At 49.5% G+C, this 24963-nt stretch carries 17 protein-coding genes and 1 pseudogene; 13 read left to right on the top strand and 5 right to left on the bottom strand.

The features are described 5' to 3' along the window. Positions 1-306 precede the first annotated feature (306 nt). Both PsAD13_RS26920 and PsAD13_RS26915 read left to right on the top strand, forming a co-directional pair. A complete protein-coding gene (locus tag PsAD13_RS26920) occupies positions 307-7869 on the top strand; it encodes a type I polyketide synthase (RefSeq protein ID WP_084404846.1) in 7563 nt (2520 codons plus the stop codon). After that, positions 7869-9230 carry an aminotransferase class I/II-fold pyridoxal phosphate-dependent enzyme gene (locus PsAD13_RS26915; protein ID WP_063320049.1) on the top strand — a complete coding sequence of 454 codons (1362 nt, stop codon included), beginning with the start codon at positions 7869-7871 and terminating at the stop codon, positions 9228-9230. The genes PsAD13_RS26920 and PsAD13_RS26915 overlap by 1 nt, the downstream gene beginning before the upstream one ends. A gap of 19 nt (positions 9231-9249) precedes the next feature. Here PsAD13_RS26915 and PsAD13_RS26910 read toward each other — a convergent pair whose 3' ends face one another. Next, entirely contained in the window at positions 9250-10017 is a 768-nt protein-coding gene (locus PsAD13_RS26910) for an SDR family NAD(P)-dependent oxidoreductase (protein ID WP_063320092.1), read from the bottom strand. Between the two features lie 246 nt (positions 10018-10263). Between PsAD13_RS26910 and PsAD13_RS26905 the strand changes: the two genes are divergently transcribed. The 7 genes from PsAD13_RS26905 (at position 10264) to PsAD13_RS26875 (ending at position 17812) form a co-directional block, all read left to right on the top strand. After that, on the top strand, positions 10264-11445 hold the full coding sequence (locus PsAD13_RS26905) for a polysaccharide biosynthesis/export family protein (protein WP_084404845.1): 1182 nt from the start codon (positions 10264-10266) through the stop codon (positions 11443-11445). Between the two features lie 164 nt (positions 11446-11609). After that, positions 11610-12983 (top strand): hypothetical protein, encoded by a 1374-nt coding sequence (locus PsAD13_RS26900; RefSeq protein ID WP_063320047.1) that lies wholly within the window; start codon positions 11610-11612, stop codon positions 12981-12983. Between the two features lie 9 nt (positions 12984-12992). Beyond that, positions 12993-13763, top strand: coding sequence for an ABC transporter permease (locus PsAD13_RS26895; protein ID WP_063320046.1), 771 nt, complete (start codon positions 12993-12995; stop codon positions 13761-13763). Continuing rightward, positions 13760-14416 carry an ABC transporter ATP-binding protein gene (locus PsAD13_RS26890; RefSeq protein ID WP_063320045.1) on the top strand — a complete coding sequence of 219 codons (657 nt, stop codon included), beginning with the start codon at positions 13760-13762 and terminating at the stop codon, positions 14414-14416. Before PsAD13_RS26895 ends, PsAD13_RS26890 begins: the two co-directional genes overlap by 4 nt. A 16-nt stretch (positions 14417-14432) precedes the next feature. Next, a complete protein-coding gene (locus PsAD13_RS26885) occupies positions 14433-15737 on the top strand; it encodes a capsular biosynthesis protein (RefSeq protein ID WP_063320044.1) in 1305 nt (434 codons plus the stop codon). After that, positions 15734-17032, top strand: a complete 1299-nt coding sequence (locus tag PsAD13_RS26880; RefSeq protein WP_063320043.1) for a capsular biosynthesis protein — start codon at positions 15734-15736, stop codon at positions 17030-17032. The genes PsAD13_RS26885 and PsAD13_RS26880 overlap by 4 nt, the downstream gene beginning before the upstream one ends. Positions 17033-17065: 33 nt before the next feature. Continuing rightward, on the top strand, positions 17066-17812 hold the full coding sequence (locus PsAD13_RS26875; protein WP_063320042.1) for a formyltransferase family protein: 747 nt from the start codon (positions 17066-17068) through the stop codon (positions 17810-17812). 24 nt (positions 17813-17836) lie between these two features. On the opposite strand, the gene PsAD13_RS26870 is transcribed toward PsAD13_RS26875, so the two are convergent. After that, complete coding sequence (locus PsAD13_RS26870) at positions 17837-18769, bottom strand: DMT family transporter (RefSeq protein WP_063293512.1); 933 nt, start codon at positions 18767-18769, stop codon at positions 17837-17839. A gap of 214 nt (positions 18770-18983) precedes the next feature. After that, a complete protein-coding gene (locus tag PsAD13_RS26865) occupies positions 18984-19253 on the bottom strand; it encodes a DUF2798 domain-containing protein (RefSeq protein ID WP_063296746.1) in 270 nt (89 codons plus the stop codon). 258 nt (positions 19254-19511) lie between these two features. Between PsAD13_RS26865 and PsAD13_RS26860 the strand changes: the two genes are divergently transcribed. From PsAD13_RS26860 to PsAD13_RS26850, 3 genes are all read left to right on the top strand, one after another. Continuing rightward, positions 19512-20882 carry a cytochrome P450 gene (locus PsAD13_RS26860; protein ID WP_063307046.1) on the top strand — a complete coding sequence of 457 codons (1371 nt, stop codon included), beginning with the start codon at positions 19512-19514 and terminating at the stop codon, positions 20880-20882. 93 nt (positions 20883-20975) lie between these two features. Next, positions 20976-21488, top strand: coding sequence for a GNAT family N-acetyltransferase (locus tag PsAD13_RS26855; protein WP_063320041.1), 513 nt, complete (start codon positions 20976-20978; stop codon positions 21486-21488). A 147-nt stretch (positions 21489-21635) separates the two neighbouring features. Next, the gene (locus PsAD13_RS26850) at positions 21636-22595 is read left to right on the top strand and encodes an ADP-ribosylglycohydrolase family protein (protein WP_063320091.1); all 960 of its coding nucleotides are present in this window, start codon (positions 21636-21638) and stop codon (positions 22593-22595) included. A gap of 26 nt (positions 22596-22621) precedes the next feature. Here PsAD13_RS26850 and PsAD13_RS28240 read toward each other — a convergent pair. Then, positions 22622-22897, bottom strand: a pseudogene (locus tag PsAD13_RS28240) (GNAT family N-acetyltransferase); the annotation flags it as partial. Between the two features lie 27 nt (positions 22898-22924). Further along, positions 22925-23239, bottom strand: a complete 315-nt coding sequence (locus tag PsAD13_RS28235; protein ID WP_208986964.1) for a hypothetical protein — start codon at positions 23237-23239, stop codon at positions 22925-22927. A 310-nt stretch (positions 23240-23549) separates the two neighbouring features. Here PsAD13_RS28235 and PsAD13_RS26840 point away from each other — a divergent pair, with 310 nt between their 5' ends. Next, positions 23550-24932 (top strand): FAD-dependent oxidoreductase, encoded by a 1383-nt coding sequence (locus tag PsAD13_RS26840; RefSeq protein WP_063320090.1) that lies wholly within the window; start codon positions 23550-23552, stop codon positions 24930-24932. The last annotated feature ends 31 nt before the right edge of the window (positions 24933-24963 follow it).

Below are 24963 nucleotides of genomic sequence, written 5' to 3'. Positions count from 1 at the left end.
TTATCCTGACACAAGAAAAGAAATTAAAAAAATAAAACTACATCAAAAAACATTTAAAACAAACACATACCATGCACTCCTTAAGCAACATAGAAGTTCATATTTTTATAAAATTCAACATAATTAAACTAACCACTTAGTTTGGAGAAAAGAAATCTCCTCCCCTACATCAAGTGATATCAAAATATCTGTTGATGCGTTCTTTTTTGAAAGTACATTCGCGTCTAGGTTATATATGGAACTTTAAGTTTAAATGCAGGCATCACAAATCTAGATGCTATCCCCTGTTTGAGTGAGTTTTGCTGCGTGTTGGAAATTGTAGGCCTTTCAGTTCGTGTACCCGGAGCTTCAAATAAAGAAGCACTATGGCATTTGCTGAAATCAGGACAGAATAGCATTTCCGAAATCCCTGCTGATCGTTGGTCGCACTTCAGATATCTGCATCCACGAATTTCAGAACCCGGCAAAGCGTATACTTTTAAAGCGGGTGTCCTAGATAATTTGTGGGACTTTGATCCTACAGCTTTTGGCATTTCTCCCCGAGAAGCAGAGCAAATGGATCCTCAGCAGCGTATTTTGCTGCAGCTCACCTGGGAAGCGATTGAGGACGCAGGCATATCGCCAGATACCATAGCTGGTGATCATGTGGGCGTCTATGTTGGGGCATCTGCGCTTGATTATGCCAACGAAAGCCTGTTCGACCCTAATGTAGCAACCGGTCATTTTATGACTGGCAATACGCTTTCTATTATCTCAAACCGCCTCTCTTATATATTCGACCTTAAAGGTCCAAGTTTTACTGTCGACACCGCTTGCTCGTCTTCTCTGGTCGCGCTCCACGAAGCCTACCGTGCGTTGAACTCCGGCAGAATTGACTGTGCCATTGTCGCAGGTGTCAACGTGCTTGCCAGCCCTTTTCCTTTCGTAGGTTTCGCGCAGGCAACTATGCTGTCTCCTGATGGGCAATGCAAAGCTTTCGATGCGGGTGGTAATGGTTATGTACGCTCTGAAGGTGGCGTTGCACTTGTCATCAAAAGAAAAGACGCGCCGCGCTGGAAAGGTCAACGGTCTCATGCGGATATCGTCGCAGTTGACGTAAACTCTGATGGTCGTACCGTGGGTATGTCGCTTCCATCGGATGTCGAGCAGGCAAATCTTCTCGACCGTGTCTACAAGGCACACGGAATTGATCCCAATCAGCTTGCATTTGTCGAAGCTCATGGCACAGGAACCCGCGTTGGTGATCCGGCAGAAGCCGGATCAATCGGTCGTACGATTGCGCAGAAGCGACGCGCACCGCTTCCTATCGGCTCAGTTAAAACCAATGTAGGCCATCTGGAACCGGCTTCAGGACTTGTAGGTCTAGCGAAGTCTGTACTGGCACTTCAGAACGATCATTTCCCGGCAAGTCTTCACTTTAACGAGCCAAACCCAGACATTGACTTTGATGCTCTCAACATTCATGTCGCGAGCGAAGGTGTAGAGCTACCACGGAGTGAGAGCCCGAGATATGCCGGAGTGAACTCGTTTGGCTTTGGCGGAACGAACGCACACGTCATTCTCAAAGATCCGGAGTTAAAGACAGATAATGTCGAGCAACTCACTCAGCCAAAAACCGTAAGCTCATTGTTCTTATCAGCACCGACAAAGGAAGCACTGGTTGAGCTTGCAAGTGGTTATGCGCGTGATGGGGTTCTGACAGAGCAAAGCAACCAGAAGATTTGTGCGGCGGCCTTTCATCGCAAACGGATTTTTCCGGAAAAAGCAGTGTTTTCTGGGACTGATGTCGAGGCTCTTAAAAATACCTTGTCAGACTTTGCATCAGGTCAGAAGAATGCAAACGTCATTTACTCCAATAAAGCGACAAGCCCAGGCAAGTGCGCTTTCGCGTTTTCTGGCAACGGAGCACAGTGGGCTGGTATGGGTCGCGACGCCTATGCTGCCAACCAGACCTTCAAGATTGCTTTTGAGAAGGTTGATGAGCTCTTCACAAACCTTTCTGGCTGGTCTCTAAAAACCGAACTGCTCAGCGAGACACTTGACGATGCGCTGAAAAAAACGAGCATTGCACAGCCATTGCTGTTTGCGGTTCAGGTTGCTCTTTGTCAGGCGCTTGAGGACTACGCATTAAAACCAGACATGGTTCTAGGTCACAGTATCGGCGAAGTTGCTGCAGCACATGTCGCGGGCGCCCTCACGCTGGACGCTGCTGTAGCGCTGGTCTATCACCGTTCAGCAGAACAGGAAGTCGTCGCGGGCCACGGAACCATGGCAGCACTTGTTCTCCCTGCTGATGAGGCTCGTCAACTCATCTCCAAAAGTGGATTTGACTCCCTTGAAGTTGCCGCGGAGAACAGTCCGAAATCCGTCAGCTTATCTGGCACAAAAGAAGACATAGACGGGTTTGCGAAGTTTGCACGGGCCAACCATGTCGCCTTTAGAAAAGTCGCGCTGAATTACCCCTTCCACAGCCAGCTAATTGAGCCCGTTGAACATCCATTCCGTAATGCAGTCGGGACTGTGACTGCCAAGTCTGCGCAGGTGCCATTTATCTCGACCGTTTCTGGGGCAGTCTCAGATGGCAAGGACCTCAATGCGGACTATTGGTGGCGGAACCTTCGCAAGCCAGTATTGTTCTCCAAGGCCGTTGCAACCGCTCTTGATCTTGGCGCTGAAACGATCATCGAGATTGGTCCAAAACCAATCCTGCAAAGTTATCTACGCCAGGTCGCTGCTGAAAAAGGCGGAAAAGGATCTGTACTTTCCAGCCTTTCGAACGAGCAACTTGGTGGAACAGACCCAATTATCAATCTCGTCGCCCGTGCTTTTGTTGCAGGCATCAATGTTGATACGGATAAACTCTTCAGCAAGAACCCGGATGAACCCGTTAATCTGCTCCCTCTCCCCTGGCAAAATAAAAGCTTCCGCTTTGAAAACAGTGGTGAGGCCAATATGGGCATTTTCAGGGGTGGAGATCATCCGCTTTTAGGTTGGCGTCCGAATGCCACCTATAACGTCTGGACCACTCATCTAGACCGCTTCACGGTTCCATTTCTAGAAGATCACGTCATTAACGGACAAATGATTTTCCCTGGGGCTGGCTATGTTGAAATGGCTCTTGCTGCCGGTTCCGCTCTTTATGGAAGTGTCGCTGTAGAACTGCGATCTATGGATATTTTGCAGGCGCTCGTATTGAGCGACGAATATCTGACCGAAGTTCAAACCGAAATCTCCGAGGAAACAGGGACTGTTAAAATTTCCAGCCGCATGCGCCTGAGCGGAGATGACTGGACGCTGCATGCCGTCGGCAGGGTTGCAAAACTGGAGACCCCTGCACCAAACATTCAACTCAACTTTGAAGCGGCCCAACTCATCAATACAGGTGAGGAGATTTACAAAGCGGCACTCACATACGGACTTGAATTTGGGCCACGTTTCCAACGCACCCAAAATGTCTCTCAGGTAGATGAGGGTACATTCATCGTCCACCTGTCTGCACTTGAACATGACGAGCAGGTTTCTTCCTTTGGCATTCATCCTGCTGAACTTGATGGATGTTTCCATGGCTTGCTCTCGCTGTTCAGGGAGACAACATCCCAGAACAGTCGCCCAAAAGCGTATGTTCCAATTTTCTTTGATAAGGTTCGCCAGTATCAATCAGGCGCGTCCCCAGCCTATGTTCGCATTCAGGTCAAACGTGCTTCTGAACTCTCTATTTTAGCAGACTTCCAGATTTTCGATGAAGATGACAACGTCATTATCGCGATTTCCGGAGGCCGCTTCCGTGCAACTGAACTGGGCCGCAAAGACAACCCGTCTGACCTGATCTATCGCGTCGAAGCAGAGCTGCAGCGAAACCCAGCGACCACAGTTGCAAAACTCAACCATAACTTCCCGGCAATTGAAGACTACGTTGCTGAAAAGTTCCGTACTGTTGAAGATGAAGCTGAGCGTGAAGCTTATCTGCTACTAAATGCGGCGGCACAACGAACAGCCTTTGATATTATCTCAAAGTTTGCAGATGGCGAACAGACTGTTTCGGTTGAGGACTTACCAAATAATCATCGTCGGTATTTCGTCACTCTTTTGACGATCCTTCAGGAAGCTGGAGCAGCGACGGAATGCGGGGTAAATCGCTTTGAATTGAATAGCGATTTTGAGCTTCCTGATTTCGATCTTCTGGTTGAGAGTGTGCTGGAAGAAAGCCCGCAAGACATCGCCGCTGCAACCATTCTTGCAACCACACGCAAATTCGTTCTCGATAGCCTTGATCTTGATAGTTTTGAGGGCAATGATTTTGAGCATTCCAGTGCGATGCTCGAGCAATACTGGTACTCCTCTCCGGAAGCACAAATACGCAGCCAAAGCATCTCTGAATGGCTCAGAGCCGCGCTTGCAACCTGGGACACAGACACACCGCTTCATGTACTGGATCTAAGCGGTTCAGGGCTGAATCTGGCAAAAGATATTCAGCAGATACTCCCTAGCCAAGTAACAAAAGTTTCGATCGCTGACAGCAATCACAAAAGCGCCGCGCGTTCGTCTGCCAGTGTTTTGGATGAACCTAACATCACTGTATTTGATACGAGCAATCTGGATAGTAATCACACTTGGGATGCTGCGTTAGAACAGGGACCATTCGATGTAATTGTATCATCAGGTCTTCTTCACGAAGCATGTCAGAGCGAAGCAAACCTTTTCGAAAAGCTCGGGCAATCACTGACAGAAGGCGGACAGTTCCTTGCGATCGAACCGCTTTCAGATGTCTTCCATGATGTAGCCTTTGGTCTGTCTGAAGATTGGTTTGCCAGCTCAATTTCCGACGAGTATCCAGTCGGTCCGCTGAAAACAAGCAATGACTGGCTGAATCAGTTTACCTCAACATCATTTAATGCTCCGATCGCAATTGAGGCACTCAAAGAAGGTGCATCCATTGTTTTGCTGAATGCGACTGCAAAACCTGTAGACGTAAGTCAGCAGCTTGATCCAAAGGCCGATTTGCCTGAGAGCAAGGCCATGGTCATTCTGGCAGGTAACTCAAAGCTGGAGCAGGAAATTGCGAAGGCTATACAGAGTGATGAGAGATTAGCAGCCTGTAATATCAAGATTCTGGATGCAGATAGTGGGCAGTTCGACCTAAATGAAGCCAGCGGTTGGAAGTCCGCGCTTGCTGGTTCTGCTTTCCTTGATGCTGAACTCAAAACCATCATCCATCTGTATGGTCTGGCAGAGGCCGGTGACGCCCCTGTTGACCAAGTCATGAAGCGCTGTGCAACTTGTGTTGGCCTCGTAAAGGCTTATCCGGGCTTAGCTGGTCAACTCGCACTTGTCGCTCCAGGTGGCAGCGGCCATAACGCTGAACTCGAAGCTCCCGCACAAAGTGCCGCCTGGACGTTTGCACGTGTTCTTGGCAATGAGGCTCCAGAACTGACACCTCTTACCCTCGATGTTTGCATTGAAAAAGGTGTCGAAGGTATTGCCTCCGACATATTGGAGGCCGTTCTCTATCAGAATATAGAGAATGAACTCCATCAGCCGCCAAAAAGCCGAATAGTTTCACGTGTTAAATCCGGGTTTGGCCAATCCACCTGGAAACCTGCAGAGAATGTTGAGCTGAACTTCTCAGAGGCAGGTTCCCTCAACCATTTAAACTGGCGTGGACAGCAACGTATTGAGCCATCTGAGGACCATGTTGAGATTAAAGTCGCCGCGACTGGTTTGAACTTCCGTGATGTTATGTGGACTTTGGGCATGCTTCCAGAAGAAGCACTTGAGGACGGTTATGGCGGGCCTAATCTTGGCTTGGAAATTTCAGGTACTGTTACACGTACTGGTGAGAATGCTGGCGACCTGTCCGTTGGTGACAAAGTAGTTGCGTTTACGTCTGGTGGATACTCTTCCTATGTCACCTGTCCTAAATTTGCGGTGGCGAAACTGGACCAAAGTCAGGATCTTGTCTCTGCTGCGACTTATCCAGTTGCATTCCTGACCGCTTATTACTCGCTCATCCATCTTGGTGAACTCAAAGAAGATCAATGGGTTCTCATTCACGGTGGCGCAGGCGGCGTTGGTCTTGCAGCACTACAAATTGCAAAGCATGTGGGCGCTAAGGTCATTGCCACCGCTGGGTCTGAAGAAAAACGAGAGATCCTTCGTCTGCTCGGGGCTGATCACATTCTTGACTCCCGCAGTTTGCAGTTCCCAGACAAAGTCATGGAACTTACTGATGGAAAAGGCGTACATTCAGTCTTGAATTCGCTTGCAGGCGAAGCGATGGAAGCAAGCATCAATATTGTACGCCCGTTTGGCCGCTTCCTTGAGCTTGGCAAACGAGACTATTATGCAAACACCAAGATCGGTTTGCGCCCGTTCCGTCGCAATGTCTCTTACTTTGGGATCGATCTCGATCAGATCCTGCTGCATGACAGTGATCTGGCACGCAAGCTCATTGAAGATGTCTTTGAGCTGATCAAAGACGGTACTTTCACGCCATTGCCTCACCGCGTGTTTGAGGGTCGCAATGTTCAGGATGCCTTCCGGCTCATGCAACGGTCCGGGCACATCGGCAAGATCTTGATCACGCCACCAAAACCTGAAGAAGTTAAAGTTCCGCAGGAGCGTACCTCTCTCAAATTCGCTCAGGATGGTCATCATGTGGTGATCGGCGGTCTTGGTGGCTTTGGCTTGGAAATCTGCCGCTGGTTGGCTGACAATGGTGCACGGCGCATTACACTCACAAGCCGGTCTGCAAAGGTGAGCGAGCAACACGATAAGCTGTTTGAGACCTTGGCGGAAAAAGGCGTAACTGTCTCCGCAGTGAGCTGCGATGTCACAGATAGAACAGCTGTTCACGGCTTGCTGAGCGAACTGCGCCAGTCCGCACCACTCAAGAGCATCACCCATGCTGCGATGGTGTTGGATGATGGCATTATCCAACAGCTGGACGAGAAGCGGTTCCGCAAGGTGCTTGAGCCAAAAATTCAAGGCGCAAGCTTGCTGGATGAGCTGACCCGTCAAGACGAGTTGGACCAGTTTATCCTGTTCTCCTCTGCAACCACCCTGATCGGGAACCCTGGCCAGTCTCATTACGTCGCTGCCAACGGATATCTCGAAGGACTTGCAAGAGCCCGCCGCAAAGCTAGCAAACCTGCAATTGCTGTCGGCTGGGGTGCGATCGGCGATGTGGGCTTCCTTGCCAGAAATGCTGAGGTTTCCGACAAACTTTCCAGGCATCTGGGTGAAGCAACCATTAAGGCTCGCGAAGGTTTGGATATCCTGAAGCTTGCCATGGAGCAGGATGATGGGTCTGCACCAGGTGCAGTGGTTCATATTGGCCGTTTTGCATGGGCAGCAGCTCATCAATCTTTGTCACTGTTGAGCAAGCCGCTCTTCCGCGAAATCGTTGGCCGCAGCGATACGGATGGAGACAGCGACAGTGCGACCGACATTCTGTCTCTCATTGAAGGCAAGTCGGATACAGAGGCCAAAGAAATTGTTGCTCATATTCTTGCCGGTGAAATTGGCCGCATCCTGCGCCTACCAGCAGAGGACATTTCTCATCAACGCCCACTTGCGGAGTTTGGAATGGACTCCTTGATGGGGCTTGAACTGAGAATGGGAATTCAGAAACGCTTCAATCTGGAGATTCCGCTGGTATCTATCTCAGGCGGAACGTGTTTGGATGACTTTGCTGCGCAGATCCTTCAGAAACTTCGCAAACGCGAAGGTGGAGAGGCTTCTACTGAGGATGGGTCCCACAGCGTTCTGGCCAGCCAACACCTTTCCGATGATCTGGATGACGCTCAAAAATCAACTGTGCGCGAAATCCTAGATACTCATCAGGACAAAACAGCAAGACTTTTGAATTAATGGCCAAATCAGACAAGAAAAAACTAAGCAAAGACGACCGGTTGAATGCTTTGAGCGCTGTCAGGCGCTCAAAGTCTGCGCTTCCAAAGCAGAAGGCTGCCAAACCTCAAGCTGATAAAGCAATAGCTCCGAAGTTTGCGGACCTTCCGGGATTTAAGGAAATTCGTCTTCAAAAAGCAGCGGCGGATCTGTTGCAGATCAACAATCCTTTTTTCCGTGCGCATGACGCGCGCGCGGGGGCAACGACGCTGATTGACGGAGAAACCTACCTTAATTTCTCCTCCTACGATTATCTGGGACTGAATGGGCATGAGAAGGTTCAGGAAGCTGCCAAAACGGCCGTCGACCACTACGGCATTTCAGCCAGTGCCAGCCGAGTTGTTGCTGGCGAGCGTGTAATCCATACCGAGCTTGAAAAGCTCATTGCTCGGATGCACGGCGTTGAAAGTTCTGTTGCTTTTGTCAGTGGCCATGCAACAAACGTCACCAGCATTGGCCAGTTGATGCAGCCGGATGATCTGATCATTCATGACAGCTACATTCACAACAGCATCGTCACAGGCGCAAAGCTTTCTGGTGCTGTTCGTCAATCTTTCCCCCATAACAATTTCGAGGCACTGGAAAACATTCTGGAGCTGCGCGCCCATAAACACCCGCGTACACTGATCGTGGTTGAAGGCGTTTATTCAATGGACGGGGACTACCCGGATCTTCCACGTCTGATTGAGATTAAAAAGAAATACGGTGCCTGGCTCATGGTCGATGAGGCACACTCCATCGGCATTCTCGGAGAGACAGGCCGCGGCCTCGCCGAGCACTTCAAGGTGGACCCGAGAGATGTTGATATCTGGATGGGCACGTTCTCCAAAACATTAGCTGGGTGCGGCGGTTACATCGCTGGCTGCAGTGATTTGGTTGACTACCTCAAACTCACAGCCTCAGGCTTCGTGTTCAGTGTCGGCATTGCCCCACCAATCGCAGCAGCGGTTTGTGAAGCCATTCGCCTCCTGGAAGCAGAGCCTCACCGGGTACAAGCAGCTCAGTCAAACGGGCAATATTTCCTTGAGAAGGCTCAGGCTGCAGGTCTAGATACAGGTGTCAGCCAAGGCTGTGCGGTTGTCCCGATCATGATGGGCGATTCATTAAAGGCGACTGTTTTGGCTGCGCGTCTGCTCGATCGCGGGCTCAATGTATTGCCAATTATCTATCCGGCAGTTCCAGAAAAATCAGCTCGTCTGCGCTTCTTCATCACGTCAGAACATACTGAAGAGCAATTAGATCTGGCGATCGAACTGGTGACCGAAGAAATAGCGAATTACGATAGTAATCCTATTTCAATTCAACAGGTTATGTCTGCTTAATTAGTGATATGAAATTAAATCAGCGCTGATAATTAAAGCGCTGATTTGCCAATCTGCGCAGTTTCCAGGGCAGCAGCTTTCCGATACGAATACTCAGCGCCAGTTGCCATGGGAACGCGTAAAACGCCTTTTTCCGTGCAATCGCTTTCATTATTGAAGAAGCAGCTTCCTCTGCCGTGTATTCATAAGGCCGCCAGCTTTTAAATTGATCGGCCATCGGCGTCAGAATATATCCCGGACAAATTACAGATACCGACACCCCCCACTTATAAAGATGGTCCCGCATCGCTTCACCATATGCGATCACGCCAGCTTTTGAGGCCCCATAGGCAGGCCCATCGGATATCGGCTGCATACCTGCCAACGAGCTGATTAATGCAATTCGCCCACATTTACGCTGCTGCATATATGGCGCGACCGCAGTCAACACATTGACAGCTCCCCCAAGGTTAGTCGCAATCTGAGCATGTGCCGTCTCTGCCGTCTCGACAGCGCCATCAACCTCATGTGACCCTGTGATGCCTGCATTAGAAATGACCAAATCGAGAGGCGTGTGCCGCTCTAACTCTTCAACCCAGTTTTGAAGAGCCACCGCATCACAAACATCAAGCGCTTTCCAAAGTACAATGCCCCCTGCTCGCTCAACCTCACGCACAGTCTCAAGCAGCCGCTCCTCATTTCTCCCAGTCAAGCAAAGAGTTACGCCTTCACCCGCATAAGAAGTAGCCAAAGCTCTCCCCAACCCGGAGCTGGCACCTGTGATGAGAATCGATCTCGGAGAAAACATAAAAAAGGGGCTCCAAACAACGCGTATTTCATTTGTTTTGGCAAACAGAAAGTTAACGCGCAACTAAGTTTTCTAAGCACTCACACAGAGTGCGACTTTCTCCAGAGAAAACAACAGGCGGTTGAACTCGTTTCGGCTACTAAATTTGAATTCTATCTCAGATTGAGATATTAATCTGTTTATTCAGGCTGGATATTTTTGTCGTGCGTATTTTTTTGATCCGGCAGCAAAGTGGATAGACGTTTTATGAAATTATTTCCAAATTCGACTCAGTTACGGTCGATCCAAGGATCTTCAGGTTTCTCTAAATCCCTCGCTGTCATTGCTCCCATCTTAAGTATTTTGTCCGGCTGCGCAGCACTGCCTTCCGCTGGCCCTGTATCTTCAGAAATCCGGGCTGCATCTTCTGACCGACGTACAGAACCCTTTGACTACCATCTAATAGATCTCGACGATTCGGTGGTATCAGTGCTTTCAGCCTACCAACCGAATGGATTATCAAAAGTCTTCACTGGTGGAAAATGGGCACCAAAGCATATCGTTGGCATTGGGGACACCGTTTCAGTTGTTGTCTGGGAACAGGGCAATGATCGACTGTTTACACCGAATGGGCAAGCCGGAGGTGTCGAACTTGGGCCGTTCATGGTAAACCAAAGCGGTTCAATAACAATACCATATGTAGGTAAGGTGAATGCACGCGGGAAATCTGTTGAGCGGCTTCAAGAAGCGCTCCAGGTTGCGCTTGATCGTAAAGCAACCAACCCACAAGTTATTGTAACACTGAAGCAAAATGCCAGTAGCTTGGTCACTGTGAATGGTGCAGTACAAAAACCAGGTCAGTATCCGTTAGATCTAAGCGGCAAGCGTTTGCTCGATGTAGTCGCAAATGCTGGTGGTAACGCCTCACCTGCCACTGAAAGTTACGTATCGCTTTCGCGCAATGGGCGCCAAGCAAAGCAGCTGCTCAGTACGGTGTTCCAAAAAAACGACGAAAATGTTTATGTCCGTCCGGGAGATAGAATTTTCGTAACACATGACCCTCAAACCTTCACAGCCTTCGGTGCTGTGCCAAAAGTTGGAGAATATCCTATTCAGGCGTCGAATGTTTCACTCGTTGAAGCATTGGGTCGTATCGGGGGACTAGATCAGAACGCAGCAAATTCTCAGGGCCTCTTTGTCTTCCGTTATGAAGATCCTCGAGTTATCTCCCAGCTCAAGTCCGAGTATGCTGGAACAAGCTCGGGTAAGGTTCCTGTGATTTATCGCTTAAACATGAGAGATGCGAGATCCTATTTCAAAGGTCAACTTTTCTCATTGCGAGATAAAGATGTCGTCTACGTCTCAAGCGCTTATGGTGCAGAATTAAGCAAATTCATCAAGATTTTAAGTGGAACATTGGCGATTGGAAAAGCCGCTCGTACATTCTGAACCTGAGACCAATAAGACACAGACTGCATCACGCACCGATAGCAACAGCAAAGCATATTTCTCAAACTAAATTGTCATGTTATGTTTTGATGTGATTAATCCGAGAGTTTGAATATGCATCCCGTCGACGAACATGTGCACATTTAAAAAGGTGAAGACCTAATATGGAAAAAGGGACAACCGCAAAAGTTGCTAAAATTCGTCCTGCAGAGGCTTTCGCTCCAGATAAGGTAACGCAACCTCAAAACACAACAGGAGCGAAACCTGTTGAGCGATCGACAAAATCTAGGCAATCACAAAAAAAAGCAGCCTCTATCGTCGCATTGCCCATTGATACAGCAAGTAAGACGAAGAAAAAAGAAGCTGAAACACTTCTCACTTTCCGTGGCTTGAGACCACAGCAATTAAGGCGAAGAGCACTTGCGCTTTCCTTTGCACTGATGGTTCTTTTACCCAGCATATTAGGTGCTACATACTTTCTACTCATAGCCTCTGAGCGCTACGCATCTTCTATAGGATTTTCAGTTCGCGGTATGGATGGGACCTCCGCGGGGGGCGACTTCTTGGGAGCGTTGACTGGATTAGCAAGCGTGGGGACAACGACCACCGACTCCTTTATTTTAATGGATTATCTGGAAGGTCGAGAAGTAGTAGAAAAACTCTCTGAAGATCTTGGTATTGTTAGGCACTTCAGTAACAACAATGTAGATTTCATCTATCGCCTCGACCCAAACTTACCGATAGAAGAGTTAGTCAGCTATTGGCAAAGTATGATCACAACAAGCTTCGATAATACCTCGAGCATCATTGAGGTGGAGGTTCAAGCATTTACGCCGGAGATGACCGAGAGCATTGCTACTCATGTTCTCTCTTATGGGTCAGAGCTAGTGAACACACTTTCTCAAAATGCGCGCCGAGATGCTGTAAAGTTTGCTGAAGAAGAAGTCCTGCGTGCAGAATTGCGTCTAAAGATCATCCGTCGGCGTATAAAAGACTTTCGAAGCACCGAGAGCTCAATTGATCCAACTAAAAATGCCGAAGTCCAGATTGAATTGATTGCTGGCCTTGAGAAGCAACTTTTGGATACAAGATCTCGTCTTGCAACACTTGTTGGGACTATTGATGAAAGTTCTCCAACAATTCGGCAGTTACGGAAACAAGAAGAGGTTCTAATAAAACAAATTTTAAACAAACGAGACGAAATAAGCGGAAAGAACTTAAAACGTCTTCAGCAAGCCACCCATGGAACAGACCGACTTTCCTCTTTGTCCGCACTATTAGCAAACTACGAAGAACTGGTTGTAGAACAAGAATTTGCCCAGCAAGCGTACACAGCAGCCCTTGCTGGTCTGGAACGCTCACGTGCCGAGGCAGATCGCCAACAACGATATCTTGCAGTCTTTCATCCCCCAGCAAAACCACAAGATGCAATTTACCCAAGGCGCTTGGTCAATTCACTCATTCTGTTTCTTGGGTTACTCGCTATTTGGGCTCTTGCTATTGTAATTGCTTATTCCATCCGCGATCACCTTAAATAGTTAGAGCACATGGAAGGCGTTATCACCACTCAAGCACGTGTTCTTGGTGCACTGGTTCTTCGAGAAACCAGAACTGCATTTGGTGACACTCAGTTGGGCTATCTCTGGGCAGTTGTCACACCGACGCTCAGTACGCTCGTGTTGGTTTTTATTTTCTCTACAGTTGGTAGAGCTCCTGCATTTGGAACGAGTTTTGCTTTGTTCTTTGCAACGGGCGTTTTTCCGTTCCAAACATATTCAAAACTATCAAGCTCATTGATGACGGCAATTAATTCTAGTCGCGGCCTGTTGAGCTACCCATTGGTCAAAGAAACCGATATCTTACTTTCCAAATACATTTTGATTACTTTGACATATTTTATGATCATCATTGTTTTCTTCACTACATTGGTTTGGTTTAACGATGCGCCAATACCGGTCAGAGTTGAGGAATGTGGGACTGCTTTCTTAATGCTTACGTTGCTTGGTTTAGGAGCTGGTGCAACAAATGCAGTTGTTTTCAGGTTATGGCCAACCTGGAAACAGCTGGAAGCTATTATAAGCAGACCATTATTTTTTCTTTCTGGAATATTCTATGTACCTAGTGATTTCCCTACTAATATTGTGAGGTTGTTGTCATGGAACCCTGTCCTTCATGGAATTGAGTGGTTTCGGGAGGGATATTACGGAAATTATGATAGTATTGTTCTAGATAAAACATACCTGATGACGGTTGCTACCATTCTTCTGCTTGTTGGATTCTTTGGTGAACGCCTCTATAGAAAGAAATCAGTTAGATGATAGAATTTCAAGAGGTACATAAAACTTATCATCTTAAAGGCGTAACTAAGACGATTTTGAACGAACTCACAACTAGATTTCCAGCTGGAAAAAACATTGGTATCATAGGACACAATGGAGCTGGCAAATCTACACTTATGCGCTTGATTGCTGGTGCAGAGCTACCTGATAGCGGTCGGATCAAGCGAAATGTGAAGATATCATGGCCTCTGGGATTTAGTGGTGGCTTTGCAGGAAAGATGACTGGTATCGAAAATGTGCGCTTCGTGGCTCGGATGTACGGTGAAGACACTGAACGTATGATAGAGTTTGTTGAAGATTTTTCCGAGCTTGGCCCTTCCATGACACTTCCAATTCAAACCTATTCAAGTGGCATGAAGGCGCGCCTGGCTTTCGGAGTAAGCATGGCGATCAATTTTGAATGCTATCTTATTGATGAAGTCACAGCGGTTGGAGATCGACGTTTCAAACGTAAATGCGACGAAGTTTTCGAAAATAAACTCAAACATGCGAATATCATCATGATTTCTCATTCAGAACGTACGATCAAAAAACTCTGCGATACCGCCGGCCTGCTGCATGAAGGTGAGCTGACGATGTATGACTCTGTCGATGAAGCACTTACTCAGCATCGGGAAAATCAGCTTAAGTAGCTGAGTAATAGGCGTTATGACAGTTCGATCAGTTCTTATTTTACAATCCCACCCTTCTGCCTTTTGTCGGGCGCTTGTTGATGAGTTTGAAGCTCGCAAGATCAAGTACACCATCGTTAATTTTTCTCTCAGTGACTGGTATTTTCGCGTTGGGTTGGGTGCAAAAACCTATTGGGGGCGGTTGAAGGACTGGCAAAGCAGGTTGGAGCAGCTGATTGATGAGAATGGTATCACGGACATTCTCTATTATGCAGATCGGCGACCGTATCACCGGGTAGCGCATGATGTTGCCATGCAACGGGGCATCAACACATTTGCCTATGAGTTTGGTTATATGCGCCCGGATTGGATCACACTGGAGCGCGGTGGCATGGGAGTGTACTCGCACTTCCCGAATGATCCGGCACAGATAAGGAAAAGCGCCGCTGACTTGCCTGAGCTGAAAGCTGCAAGCCGTTTTCCGCATGCGTTTTTGCAAGAAGCGACCAATGAGGTCATCTGCAACCTGATTCCGATCTTCTTCCCGTATCTATTCCCGTTTTATCAGCGGGATCGTTACTATCATCCGTTCAGGGACTATTTCAGCTACATTCCGCGCCTGATGCGCCAGAAGCGGCTTGGACAGGAAGCGGAAGAAGCAATCAACACGCTCATAAAAGAGCAGGCCGAGTATTTTGTCGTCCCTATGCAAATGCAGGGCGATTATCAGATCAGGCATCACTCCCACTACAAACATCTGTCCGGTTTCATTCGCGAGCTTTACAGCACGTTTTCGCAAAGCGCCTCAGCTGCGAGCAAACTGGTATTCAAGCTTCATCCGTTTGACAACAATGTTGAGAACTGGCCGAAAGTCATTCGCGAGATTGCTGCGGAATTCGGTTGTTTGGAGCGCACAATCATTATTGATGGAGGCAATCTAAATCAGTTGCTCAGACATTCGCGTGGGTGCGTGCTGGTGAACAGCACGGTTGGCATGGAAGCACTGAAAAGCGGCGTACCGGTGAAAGCCATGGGTATTGCTGTCTACGATATTGCCGGATTGACGGACCAGCGGTCTCTGGATGACTTTTGGAGGGAACCAGCTCTACCGGATGCTGACCTTTATCACGACCTGGAAAAGCTTATGGGGCATACCATTCAAGTTCATGGAAGCTTTTTTAATCCCGAAGGTCGGAAGATCGCGGCGCAAGAGTTTGCGAAACGCATGATGGATGATGGCGTCAACGGACATGGCGCGTTTGTTGAAACACCGCCACGTCTGGCGCAAGCCAAAGCTGCTGGCGTTCCCATCCCGGAAAATTGTTACTGGAGTGACAAATGACTTCAGAAAACAAGCGCTGCATCTTGCTGCTGCAAGGTCCACTTTCCAAATACTATGCCCGCACTGCACACCATTTGGAGAAGCTGGGCGCGAAGACGCTTAAGGTCCATTTTTGCGGCAGTGATGTCCATGACTGGGAGCAGACTGAAACTATCCATTTTTCTGAGCCTGCTGAGAACTGGGCTCTTTTTCTGGAAGCCTTGATTGTTGCGCACGGGGTCACTGATATTCTGCTTCATGGGGACCGGCGCTACTACCATAAAGTCGCCATCGGCGTTGCAAAGCGTTTGGATGTGACAATAATTGCAACCGAGCTTGGCTATCTGCGTCCGGATTGGATGACGGTCGAGTATGGTGGCTGTTCTGCGCTTTCGCATTTCCCGCAGAACAAGCAGGACCTGATGGCGCTGGAGACACAGCAGGCGGATGACACGTCCACCGTCCTTTATCCGGGCAGCTATAAGCAGATTGTGCTGCAAGAGCTCGGCTTCACATTCTACAACGCAGTTCATGCCCGCAAGTTTCCGCATTACCACAATCACCGCACGGAATCTCGTGTGCAGGTTTATGGTGGCTGGCTCAAGGCTCGGCTTCAGGCCAAGCGCCGAAAGCAGGAAGCGGATGTTATCTGGGACCAGTTGAAGCAAAGCGACACACCTTATTATCTCTTTGCCTTGCAGCTGAATGGAGATTTTCAGATCCGGGATCACTCTCCCTTTGCCAGCATTTATGAGGCCATTGAGAAGGTCATCGCCTCTTTTGCCCGCAATGCGCCTAAGGGGACATTGCTGCTGCTCAAGAGCCATCCGCTTGAATATCGCTTCAAAGAGCTGTCTCGAGCAATTGTTGAGGCCAGCCGGAAACATGGTGTTGAAGAACGCACGCAGCTCATTCATGGGCAGACGATCAAAGCACTTGCTGAACCATCCCTTGGTATGCTGACTATCAATAGCTCTGCCGGCATTGAAGCGCTTGAATATGGTGTGCCGACCTGCTGCATTCTGCCAACAATTTACGATATGGACGGCCTGACGCATCAGGGCGATTGGGAGACGTTCTGGCGCTCAGCAACACCGCCGGAGCCAGATGTGTTCCGCAAGTTTATCGATGCGTTGAATACCACCATTCAGGTGCGCGGGTCGCTTTACAATGCGGCTGGCCTGGAAGCTGCAGCAAAGGGGACAGCAGAAAAGATCCTCTCCACCTCCTACGCAGAGCAACGCCTGAAACGGGTAGAGCCGCCAAGGATGGAAAAAGCACGGAAAATGGGCGTCACCTACGATTACTTTATGTAGTTGACGACCACTTTATGCAATTGGGGAGTACGCATGCAGATCTGTCTTGTTTCCAACGCCAGCGTTTACACTGATGCTGCTTTACATTCTTTGCTGGCATATCCGGAAATCAAGATCTGCGGCCTTTTGAAGTGCACCGCCGTATCTGGCAAGCGCAATGACTGGCGGGCTTATAAAGACCTGATGCTCCGCTCCGGTCCGCTTTATGCGGGATACCTGGGCGCCGTGACAAAGCCGGCCTACCGGATGCCACATGTTCCCAAATGGAAGAGCATGCGGACCTGGGCTCATAGCCTGCAATGTCCTGTTTTACCAACGAATGACGCCAACGCGCCTCAGACTCTCGACTTTATCGAGCGTTGTAAGCCGGATTTGATCCTCACGGTTCATCTGGGGCAGATTTTGAACGCGGCATTTTACGAACGGTTTTCCGGCAAGACCTACAACATCCATCCCGGTAAACTGCCGATCTACAAAGGGCCAGATCCGGTCTTTCATGCAATTTTGGAGAATGAGCAGGCTTTCACCCTCAGCCTGCATGAGAGCATTCAAAAGATTGATGCGGGTAAAGTGCTGGCGGAAACGACTGTGGTGCCGGAAAAGAGAACGCTCTTCCGCACCAACCTTGACCTGTTCCGCAAGACGGGGAAGCTCGTCGCCTCCCATTTTCTTGGCAAGAACGACTGCCCACCAGCGCCGGATGACCGGGCGCCGCGGTATCGCAGCTGGCCCACCAATGGCGATGTTCTGAGGTTTCTGGCCCGCGGCAACCGGCTTTAAACCGCACGGTAGGCACGCGACACGTTAGTCAGCGCGCGCAGCCACTTCCTCTGAGGTCTCAGGTTCAACTCCCGTTTCCTTCTCAGCCGCACGGATACGCTGGCGAGACAGCGAGAACAGGCCCGCGCCCACCACGATGATTGCACCGAGAATGGTGCTCCAGATTGGCAGGTCAGAGAACACAAGGAACCCGATCGGGATTGACCAGACCAGCTGAAGATAGTTGAACGGCTGAATGTCGCTTGCCTGTGCCAGCGAAAGGGCTTTCATCAGCAGGAAGTGTGCGGAGGTCCCCGTTGCGCAAATGCCGAGCAGCAACGCCCATTCCACCTCATCAAACGCCATCATGTGTTGAGAGCCGATGATGGTGGAGAGAACAGTGCCCACGATGCCAACATAAAGGAATGACGTGAGCGCGCTGTCATCCTGGCTCGCAACACGGGTAAACAACTGATACAGCGCAAAGCTGACCGAGGCCGCCAGCGCCACCACAGCGCCCCAACCGCCGATATTGCCGTCCGGCTGCAGCATCACCAACAAGCCTGCCATGCCGCAGAACATTGCCAGAATGCGGCGCCAGCCAACCGTCTCGCCAAGGAAGAGAGCCGCAAGTCCCGTCACGATCAATGGATGGGCCTGAAAAATTGCCGTTACATCGGCCAGTCCCAGCATGCTGAAGGCGAAGGTGATCAGACAGATTTCGGCAAACAGCAGAAGGCCACGAATAATCTGAAGCACCGGACGCTTGGTGCGCACCACATTATAAAGCCCTTGCTCACTGATCATGGCCCAGCCAACCGCAATCACCAGCAAAACCCAAAAGCGCACCATCATGATGAACCAGACCGGATGGTCTGATACGAGCTGCTTGGTGATCGCATCCTGCATCGCGAAGATCAGCGTAGACAGGATTGTAAGCGCGATACCCATGTTTCGCTTGCCGAGGAGCTGAGCCATTTTGTGTCCTTGTTAGCAGCACAAATCCGCTTACTGAGGCGAACCAGAAAGCGAATATAGTGGGAGGAAATGTGCTGAAAAGAATTCTTGGATGCCAATCGACATCAATACTGCACGTATACTGTGATGCATCACAAAGCAAATGCAAAAAGCAAGGGACACTCCTTTTTGCATCACAGTTAGGTCAGGTGCTTTGTTTTTCGAAAAACGGAGCTTAGCAGCCTTCTGTCACTTCCTGCAGGTCGGCAGGCTCGTCACATACTTTCACAAGCTTCGACAGCAGGGCGATCACCAGGGGAAAGACCAGTGAACTGATAACAACAGCAAGTGCGAAGGCAACAGAAAACGACTTGAACCACAGCACCATAAAGTTTTCGACAAACCCGAGGTTCAGCACCAGCATGGCAAATGACATCATAATGCTCATGAAGAATGAAATGCTGATACGCAGCAGGTAGCCATAGGTCCGTGGGGAAACATTCATGCACTTATCTCTATTTTTGTTTGAGGTCAAACTATATGAAATCAAGTCAAACTGTCAAGATACCGTAGTGCATGGCAGTTATGCAGAGCCGTGGTTTCATCATCTCACCAAAACCACCAGTAATTGCATTGTATTTTCAGTATGATCCGACATTAAATTCAGCGAATTATTAAAGCGGCAATGCCTACACTCGCGGATCGGGTCATTTCCCGCGAGGACCCTCGATGTGACCATCATGATGCAATCGAGTCAGGCTCTATGGATACAAACAACAGCTTATATCGCCCTCCGGCACCTCACCCATATACCGAAGGCACGGGGGACTTTGACGGCGTTGAGACAAACCTCCTGAGGCACCTCCCCGAAGAACTTTACAAAGCAGATATCGTTGACATTTCCACGGCAGAGCAACCCAATTACTTGATCAACGACCCGGACCTCATCTCCGTTATTTTTGAAGAGAAACCCGAGATCTTCGTCAAAGCCGAGGGAATGATTGAGCTGTTGCGCCCGTTGCTGGGCGATCATCCGATTGTGACGAGCAACAACCGGTGTGTAGACCAGCGCGATATGATCCGGCCCATCGGCACCATGCGCACCCAGCAGGTGAATTTCGAGCACATCCAGAACTCAATCAACCGGTTCGAGGATTATTGCGAAGAAATTCAAAATGAAAACCGGGTGATTGACCTGTCTTTGCTGCTCAGACGCCTGAATGCAGACATCGCTTACAGAATGCTGTTTTCCAACGAGCTGCCGACAGATGTGTTCAACGAGATCAACTCCCATGCCCGTGACTTTGAAAAGCGCATCTCGCAAGTGATCCGTGAGACGGCAGAACAAGGTGTTGCCTGGCAGCTGCCCAAGCTACCGCAAACAGCCATGTATGCGGCCCAGCAACTGCGATATCTGGTGAGTATGCTCATTGATGGCAACATCCAGCACAACAGCTTTTCCCATCACAGCTTCTTACATAAGTTTCTCATTGCCCGCTCTCCAGAAACCAATATCCCCTTCACTCGCAAGCAAATCGTGGACCACGTCACCACAATCCTGAACAGTCAGGAGCTGGCTGCCGCAGCTTTGATGTGGGCGTTCTTTGTTCTCTCCCAATGCCCTGAGGCCAAGCAAAAAATCCGTGAAGAGGTCAGCAAAGTGGGTGGGCAGGACGATATTCAGTTCGAGCAGCTTTCACGCCTCAGATACACCCGCAATGTCTTCCGCGAGATCCTGCGGCTCTACCCGCCTATTCCGCACCTGACCCGTCGTGCCAGCAGACCAATCAAACTGGGAAAACTGGACTTGCAGGAAGGTGCGCAGATTACTGTGTCCCCATGGATTGTGCACCGACATCAACAGTACTGGTTCAATCCGGATCGTTTTGATCCTGAACGCTATATGCGCAAAGACCAGCACATCATCATGAAGAGTTTCCTGCCCTTTGGACGCGGCCTGCGCATGTGCACCGGCGCAAGCTCCGCCATTCTTCAAGGCACGCTCATTCTGGCAAACCTCGTTACCCGGTTCGACATAGACATCCTCAACGCCGACAAAGTAGAACCGGAAGGTGTCCTCTTCCTCGAACCCACCCGCCCCATCGTCTGCAAAGTCACACCACTCCGCACTTAGGCGGGCATTCCAACATCACGACCGCTCGACGCCAGTCCTCATTCAGTGCTAATGCATTGCTCTGCTGAGTAGCTCCGACATGTGAGGGTGGTTATGTCTGTTGAGTTGAAACCGATGGTATTGGCGGATGTGCCTGTGCTGAAAAATATGTTTCAGCTCTACCTCTATGACATGTCCAAATACATGCACTGGCCGGTTTCTGCATCGGGTGGGTTTGAGTTTGATGAGAACATCGTGCTTGCTTACTTCCGCGAGGCTGACCACCATCCCTATTACATAATGCAGGCTGGTGAGATCGCTGGTTTTGCGCTGGTGCGGCAGTATCCCTATGACACCACGCTGATCGACATGGGCCAGTTCTTCGTGCTTGGAAAGTTCACACGACAAGGATTGGGACACGAGGCCCTGAAAGCCTGCCTGAAACTGCATCCGGGAGACTGGCAAGTGCGCGTGCTGCCCAAAAATACTGGAGCACTGGCATTCTGGACAAAAACAATCTCCGAACTGACCCATGCAAGCCACACGACCCGCTCCGGTGACTATCAAGGAACAGAGATGACGTTCCTCCACTTCTCCAGCCAAAGCGCTCTGGCCTCCACCACCTAGCCAACAGCTGGTGCAAAAGCGTAGCAGAGCATTGCCAACATCAATCACAATGGGTTGAAGGGGCTTTTCGACGGGCGAGCCTCTCCCTATTATCTCATCAAAATTTTAGTGATGATTGAACCCGATCCTATCGGAATGGAGAATTGTATGAGTCAGCAAGCTGTTAAGGCCCATAGCCTTCTTGGTGCATTTGTTGCGGACGCCGCCTCGCTGGGGCTGCACTGGCTCTATGATGTTGATCGCATCCATCATGTCACGCAGGAACATGATGACTCTGCTGCTTTCGTGCCGCTGACCCCATCTTACTTTGAGGGCGTGCCAGCTTATTTCGCTCATGCCAATCGGCAGGACGGCCAGTTCACCCAATACGGTGAAAACCTTCATCTGGCATTGAAGCACTTGCTGGCTCACGACAAACACCTGAAGATGGAAGAGTTTCAGCAGGCTTTTACGGCTCACTTTGGCGCTGGTGGCACCTATAGCGGTTATATTGACCGCCCAACACGGGGTACGCTGGAAAACATTGCTAATGAGAAGCTCACCCCTTCTGGCGTAGATGATGATCAGCTTCCTGCACTCTCCAAGATTCCGGCCGTGCTGTTCGCGTATGAGCAGAGCGAGCAGATGCAGGATCAGGTGGAAGCGATTATCCGCTCCACAAATGACAATGAAGAATCCGTCGCTTACGGCTTTATGTTTGCCGATCTTCTGGACCGTGCTGTGAACGGTGAAGACTTGCAAAGCGCCCTGTCTGCTGCAGTTGATGCTGCCCATCCTGATATTCAAGAAAAGCTTTTGGCTGCTCTTTCCGCATCAGAAGCGGACCCCGTGGCATACAGTGAGAGCACGGGCCGTGCTTGTCACCTTGGCATGGGCGTTCCGCTGAGCTTCCACATCCTCAAGAACACAGGTTCTTATCGTGAAGCGATTGAAGCCAACATTTTGGCAGGTGGAGACAGCGCTGGCCGTTCCATTCTGATCGGTGCAGTTCTTGGCGCAGTGCACGGCCTGAATACCAACAAAGGCATTCCACTTTCATGGATTTTGAAGGTCCGGAACAATGCAGAACTCTGGCAGGAATGCTGCGATTTAACCGGGCATAACTAGCGGTAGTCCACGGTCAGAGCGGCTTGTCAGCTCCGTCGAACCTCTGGGATTCTAAGGTAGTCTGCGCGTTGAAGCGCGTAGGCTACCCCTGAAACGAGTGAGCCATCAGGTAACTCACAAGCAAGCGGAGTTCGGGCATACTCCTTGAATCTCAAGTTTCGAGCAAGCCGGGCGCTACCTTCATTCGGCTCAGCGTGTCCAGTGGTAACCAAGCGTGCAGACAAGGCATCGAAGGCGACCATTATCATCGCGCTCACAGCTTCAGAACCGTAACCACGCCGTACCCATTGAGAACGTATCCAGTAGGTAAGCCTGAACTATCCACGACGCTAAATTGGCAAGAGCTCTATGTAGCCAATGAATTTACCTTCATCAAAGATGTAGAAAGGCAGCCGCTCTCTAAGTTCGAATGATCGGACTTGTTCAGCCAGTTGAGCAGTCTGCCAACTCTGACTGGCTTCCTGATCCCTATCTCCCATCACCTCATGGAACCACGGCAATAGATCGCTAAAGCTTTCTGTTCGTGCTTCAGCGAGCTGTGCGGCTACGTGCAGAGTGGGTTTTAACATCTGCAACCGGTTAGTCAGCACCTGTTCAGGCACTGGAATGGAAAGAGGGTCTACAAGACGCGCCTTAGGCAACATGACTCCGATTCATCAGTACAGATTCACTTAGGAATTATGCATGAAGGTTGCTTGGAAATGAAGGACTACTTCAGTGCCTAACTCTTTCGAGAAAAACAGCCTGCCAGAGATCATTCGGTGAGAGGCCTCCAGTGTGTTCAATATTTTATGCATGCTGCGCGTATTCGTATGAACGCAGTGTGTTTTTAGCTGCTTGAATGTCTCAAAACGCTTTCTCGGTTTGTTAGGGCTGTCCCTGAGTTTCCCTTGTGGGTTGCGATAAAACACCTCAAGGTTGCAGGCGCACCTCTTTCAAACCAAAGTGTTTCCAATGGTCTTTCGCCCCCGCAATAGCAGCCTAAACCGCAGGAATTTCCTTAAAACTTCAGCCTCTTCCGTCGTCTTTGCCGGTCTGTTTGATCTGAACCAGACCCAGCCCAATGTGTCGGCCAGAGGCAAACGTGTGATCATTATCGGAGCTGGTATTGCAGGCCTCGCCGCCGCCCGCGATTTGATGGACACGGGCTATAGTGTGCTGGTGCTAGAGGCAAGCAACAAGATTGGCGGGCGCATTCGCACCAACCGCGCACTGGGTGTCCCAATTGAAGAAGGTGCGGGCTGGATACATGGCCCTAAAAACAACCCCATCATGAAACTGGCTGAACAGTCTGGCCAAAAAACCTTCGTCACGAAAGATTCCAATTTCACCGTTTACAACCATATGGGCAAACAAGTTTCCAATCAGAAAATCTCTAAAATGGGTCAAGAACATGAACAGATGCTGGGCCTGATCGGCTCTGGCATGAACAAAGATATGGCTCTTTCGGAGGTTCTGGAGCATATGGCGCCCAGAATGACTCGAAACCCAATATTCAGGTGGATGACATCCGCTTATACTGAATTTGATACAGGCAGTCCGGTGAGCGAACTTTCCGCCATGTATTTCAGCCAAAATGACATGTTCGAAGGTGAAGACGTGGTTTTGGTAGACGGGTACGATCGGCTTCTGGAACCTCTCACCCACGGTATCCCAATCCTCAACCGCAAACCGGTCCAACGCATCGCTTATCATGACCGAGTTGGCGTGTTCGTACAGACCGACAAAGAGATCTTTGAAAGTGATTTTGTGATTGTCACAGTACCACTCGGCGTGCTCAAGGCAAAGGACATCGAGTTCATCCCCCCTTTGCCCAAAATACATAGGAACGCAATTGAACGCGTTGGTATGGGCGATGTCACAAAAATAGCGATGAAGTTCGATGAACTCCACTGGCCTGAAAAAACACAGTATTTTGGCTTAATGACGCAAACTCAGGGCCGCTGGAATTATTTCCTCAATCATAAGCCCTTTATCAACGCAAACGTACTCACCGCGCTGAGCTTTGGCAATTACTCCCGCATGATCGAGACCATGGATCACGACTATATGCTTGAAGATGCTATGAAAGCCGTGCGCACAATGTTTGGCTCGGATACACCTGATCCTCGTCACTACATTGCAACCCGATGGTCGCAAGACCCTTACACGAAGGGCTCTTTTTCTTACGCAAAAGTTGGTAGTGATCCGTATGATTTCAATATTTTATCCGAACCTATCGGTCACTGCCTGACATTTGCCGGAGAACATACTGATTTTAAGTATCATGGTACCGTTCACGGTGCATATCTGAGTGGCAAAAAAGCTGCAAAAGTTGCAATGGAAACAATGCTTTAGCTTTCTTCTCCCTTAACCGTTATGAAAAGCC

Origin of the sequence: Pseudovibrio sp. Ad13, assembly GCF_001623225.1 — a bacterium.
Classification (GTDB): domain Bacteria; phylum Pseudomonadota; class Alphaproteobacteria; order Rhizobiales; family Stappiaceae; genus Pseudovibrio.
This window is presented reverse-complemented; position numbering and strand designations above follow the sequence as displayed.